The sequence below is a fragment of the Methanoculleus sp. MH98A genome, assembly GCF_000691865.1.
Lineage (GTDB): Archaea > Halobacteriota > Methanomicrobia > Methanomicrobiales > Methanoculleaceae > Methanoculleus.
The window spans coordinates 1-4,287 of sequence record NZ_JMIO01000086.1; the positions used below are offsets into that span (position 1 = coordinate 1).

Genomic DNA, 4,287 nt, shown 5'->3' on the forward strand with positions numbered 1-4,287 from the left:
CTGCTCATCCCGTTCGTCGGTTTTATCGGTGCTGCAATCGCTACCCTGATATCCTACACGGTCACCGCGATCGTGGCGATTCTTTTCTCCTTTCGGTATATCAGGTTCAGGATCTACTGGTCGTCTATCTTCAAGAGCGTCGCCGCATCCGGGGCTATGGCCGGCGTTATACTGCTTATACCGGTCTATTCGGTGTATAGTCTCCTCTTTGCGGTTGGGAGCGGCATGGTTCTGTACGTCATGATAATGGTCCTGATAAAGGGCCTGGACTGGAGGGAACTGGGTTCGCTGAAGAATCTCCTTCTCAATAAATGAATCCGTCGAACCGAGGAGGGATCGCCCCGGAAAAAGGCCTCTATGGGGGGGGGAGCATCTTCATATCGTCTGCCGTGCGCGGGCGCGATTACGATGACGGATCTTCCCTGCTATTCCAGACATCCCGCCCGCGATCGGTGATGCCTCCCGGCAGATCCACGAGTTCGGCGGGGTATGGGGCGAAGAACGACTGGTTCATCAGGTACGGCTCCCTGAACCGGATCACCCACGAGCGGAGCAGGCCGCGGGGTTCGGCCATGGTGGCATGGCCGTTTTTATAGCGGTCAATCAGCCTGATGCAGTAGGCTCTCTCCTCGTCTGAGATGCGATCGGCGAAGTATCCGAGGGCGTGCAGGAGAACGTTGACGTTGGCGGTATACCGGGGAGCGCGTGCGAGCGCGATAGAGAGCATCCGGCGATACCGGAGGAAGAGTTCTCCCGGTTCAACCGCTGCCCGGGACGCGACAAGACGTCCCATCTCCCGCAGCATCTTCTGGCTCAAGGCGAGCAGGAGGAGTTTGTTGTCCGTGTGGAACTGCACGAGGACCTGGGGGTCCCGGGTTCTCTCGACACCCCGGAACGCCGCCAGGGTAAAGACCGCGGAGAGGAAATGGTCGCGGATCCGCTGATTGTTGAGGCGGAGTTCGTCTTCTACGGGGAGTTCCGGGTACCGTTTCAGCACCTCGCGGGCGAAGAAGCCCGCGGACTTCGCTATCGCCGCGGACTTCTCCGTCGACGGATACACCCGGACGTTCCGGGTGCCCGAGGTGGGGGAGCCGCCTTTGAGGATAAACCCCTCGACTGGGGGCAGGGAGTCGAGAAACCGTGCTGCGAAGGCGGCCATCTCCTCCGTAACGTCCCGCCCGGTAGCCGGCTGCATGAGGCGATCGGAACCGCCTGTCCGCACGATCCTGACGGTCGAGCGGGGTATCCCGAGCCCGATCTCGACTTCCGGGCAGACCGGAATGCAGTCGGCGTACTCCCGCAGGCGTGCCACCGTGGGGGAGGGTATCTTCGAGCCGTCGTAGCGGCACGGGTCGAACTCGATGCAGCGGCTGACGACGAGGCGGGGGCGCGGGTATTCCCGGGTCATGGGTCATCACGATACGCCGGGATGGATATCAACCCTTGGATCCCGGTGGGGGAAGGACGCACACCACCTTCATAGCCCTGCGGCGCGACTCTTCTCTCATGAAGCCGGCGGTCATCAGGCGTGAGGAGGGGGTTAACCTTGAGAAGCACGGTGTCCGGATGCGGGTTTATGCGGCGGAAGGCGCCCCGGCGGGGGTTGTCTACCTGGAGACGGAATCGGGGCATGCGGAGGAATTCCTTCACGAGAAGAGCGCGTTCATCTACTACATCGTCGAAGGGGAGGGGATCTACGTCATCGGCGGCGTCGAGCACCGGGTCGGGGCGGGGGACGTCGTCGTCGTGCCGCCGGGAAACAGCATCTACTTCGTGGGGCGCTTTCGTGCGGTGCTCGTCACCGTCCCGGCGTGGGAGGAGTCCGGCGAGCGGCATATCCGGGATGTTGCGGTGTGAGCGGTGGCGCCGCACCCCCGGAACCCTTATTCCCCTGTTCAGCGAGAACTCCGATCATGAAGGTGCTTGGCATCAGCGGGAGCCCGAGAGCGCGGGGGAACACCGCCCGTCTCCTCGCGGAGGTTCTCCGCGGGGTCTCCGACGCAGGCGGCGAGGCGAGCGCCGTCAGCCTTTCCGAGTATGTTATTGCGGGCTGCGTCGGTTGCGAGCGGTGCAGGCGCGACCTGACCTGCACCCGCTTCAACGACGGCATGACGTTACTGTATCCCCGCATCGTGGAAGCGGATGCGCTCGTTCTCGGCTCCCCCGTCTACCACTACAACGTCACCAGCCAGATGAAGGCGTTCATCGACCGGCTCTACGCCTTTTACGACTTTACCGATGACCGTCCCCGGGGCTACTCCAGCCGTCTTGCGGGCCGGGAGCGCAAGGCCGTGGTCTTTGCGGTGGGCGAGCAGGCGGATCCCGCCGATCTCGGCGTTGCACTCGAAGCGCTCTCCCTGCCGCTCCGGCCGCTCGGCTACGAGGTGGTTGCCGAACTCCCGGTCCTCAACTGCTTCGAGCCGGGGATCGTCGGGACGAAGAAGGAGGTGCTCGAGCAGGCGTACCGGTGCGGCCGGGACCTTGCGGCGGCGTATCCCTTCCCGTGACCGGCTTTATGGCGCCGAACCGGGATGCCGCCGTTCCTCCGGGACCAAAAAAGATGCGCCCCCGGCACTCAGTTCTTGAAACTATGAATCGGTGCGGGGATCCGTCCGCCGCGGTTTATGAAGTCGGCGCAGCCGAACCCGTTCACCCTCTGGACCGGTGCATGCCCCAGCAGCCCGCCGAACTCGACGGTGTCGCCGAGATCCTTTCCTATCACCGGGATCAGCCGGACAGCGGTCGTCTTGTTGTTGATCATCCCGATCGCGGCTTCGTCCGCGATGATGCCGGATATCGTCGAGGCGGGTGTGTCGCCCGGGATCGCGATCATATCGAGGCCGACCGAGCATACGCAGGTCATCGCCTCGAGTTTCTCGATCGTGAGGGCACCGCGGTTCACCGCATCGATCATCCCCTGGTCCTCGCTGACGGGGATGAACGCGCCCGAAAGCCCGCCGACAAAGGAGCTCGCCATGATCCCTCCCTTCTTCACCTGGTCGTTTAAGAGGGCGAGGGCGGCCGTCGTCCCCGGCGCACCGACCGACTCGAGCCCCATCTCCTCGAGGATCCCGGCGACGCTGTCCCCGACGGAGGGCGTGGGGGCAAGAGAGAGATCCACGATCCCGAACGGGATCCCGAGCCTCTCCGACGCCTCCTGGGCGACGAGCTGCCCGGCGCGGGTCACCTTGAAGGCCGTCCGCTTGACCGTCTCGCAGAGAACCTCGAAGTTCTTGCCCCGGACATCCTCGAGCGCGTGCTTGATGACCCCCGGGCCGCTCACGCCCACGTTGATGACCGCATCGGCCTCGGAGACGCCGTGAAACGCCCCGGCCATGAACGGGTTGTCGTCGGGGGCGTTACAGAAGACGACGAGTTTCGCGCAGCCGAGGGAGTTGTTCTCCTTCGTCGCCTCGGCGGTCTCCCGCACGATCTCCCCCATCAGTTTCACGGCGTCCATGTTGATCCCGGTCTTCGTCGAGCCGATGTTCACCGAACTGCAGACCCTCCCGGTCGCGGCGAGAGCCGCCGGGATTGAGCGAATGAGGGCTTCGTCGGTCGGGGTCGTGCCTTTCGAGACGATGGCCGAGTAGCCCCCGAGGAAGTTGACCCCCGTGTCCCGTGCGGCTTTATCCAGCGTCTTTGCAACCTCTACGAAATCCTCCTCGGACCTGCAGGCCCGCCCGGCGACGAGTGCGATGGGGGTTACGGATATTCTCTTGTTCACGATCGGGATCCCGTACTCGAGCTCGATCTCCCTCCCGGTCGAGACGAGGTCTTTGCCCAGTCGGGTGATCTTGTCGTAGATGTTCCGGTTGAAGGCGTCGAGATCGGAGTCGCAGCAGTCGAGAAGGCTGATGCCGAGCGTGATGGTCCGGACATCGAGCTTCTCCTGCTCGATCATCTTGTTGGTCTCGTTCACCTCGAGAATATTGATCATGGAACCCCTCAGATGCGGTGCATCTTCGTGAAGATGTCTTCCCGCTGGCACCGGATATTGACGCCGATTGCATCGCCGAGGTCGTCGAGTTCGGTTACCATCCCGGCATACGGTTTTGTCGATCTGCCGGTATCGACGATCATCATCATATTGAAGTAGCCCTGCACGATCGTCTGCGAGATGTCCTCGACATTGACCTGGTTATCGGCAAGATACGTGCAGACCTTCGCGATAATGCCGACGGCATCCTTTCCGACGACGGTAATGATTGTCTTGCTCATGCCCTCTCCCGTCCTTGTGTGGGTATGGATAGGATGTACCGGTGATTCAAGGTTTGCCGGGGAGTG

At 62.7% G+C, this 4,287-nt stretch carries 6 protein-coding genes; 3 read left to right on the forward strand and 3 right to left on the reverse strand.

The genetic code is table 11. From position 1 onward, the window contains the following. Positions 1-315, forward strand: a 315-nt coding sequence (locus tag EI28_RS10760; protein ID WP_048114761.1) for a polysaccharide biosynthesis C-terminal domain-containing protein, incomplete at its 5' end; no start/stop codon positions are given. An 88-nt stretch (positions 316-403) separates the two neighbouring features. Here the strand turns inward: EI28_RS10760 and EI28_RS10765 are convergent. Beyond that, positions 404-1,408 carry a DUF523 and DUF1722 domain-containing protein gene (locus tag EI28_RS10765; protein ID WP_048114763.1) on the reverse strand — a complete coding sequence of 335 codons (1,005 nt, stop codon included), beginning with the start codon at positions 1,406-1,408 and terminating at the stop codon, positions 404-406. Between the two features lie 98 nt (positions 1,409-1,506). Here EI28_RS10765 and EI28_RS10770 point away from each other — a divergent pair, with 98 nt between their 5' ends. Both EI28_RS10770 and EI28_RS10775 read left to right on the forward strand, forming a co-directional pair. Further along, complete coding sequence (locus EI28_RS10770; RefSeq protein ID WP_048114765.1) at positions 1,507-1,857, forward strand: cupin domain-containing protein; 351 nt, start codon at positions 1,507-1,509, stop codon at positions 1,855-1,857. A gap of 56 nt (positions 1,858-1,913) precedes the next feature. Next, positions 1,914-2,507: a flavodoxin family protein gene (locus tag EI28_RS10775; RefSeq protein ID WP_048114767.1), complete on the forward strand. Its 594-nt coding sequence runs from the start codon at positions 1,914-1,916 to the stop codon at positions 2,505-2,507. Positions 2,508-2,575: 68 nt separating this feature from the next. Here EI28_RS10775 and EI28_RS10780 read toward each other — a convergent pair whose 3' ends face one another. Both EI28_RS10780 and EI28_RS10785 read right to left on the reverse strand, forming a co-directional pair. Continuing rightward, positions 2,576-3,940 carry a PFL family protein gene (locus EI28_RS10780; protein WP_011845101.1) on the reverse strand — a complete coding sequence of 455 codons (1,365 nt, stop codon included), beginning with the start codon at positions 3,938-3,940 and terminating at the stop codon, positions 2,576-2,578. 8 nt (positions 3,941-3,948) lie between these two features. After that, on the reverse strand, positions 3,949-4,221 hold the full coding sequence (locus tag EI28_RS10785) for an ACT domain-containing protein (protein WP_048114769.1): 273 nt from the start codon (positions 4,219-4,221) through the stop codon (positions 3,949-3,951). Between the last annotated feature and the right edge of the window lie 66 nt (positions 4,222-4,287).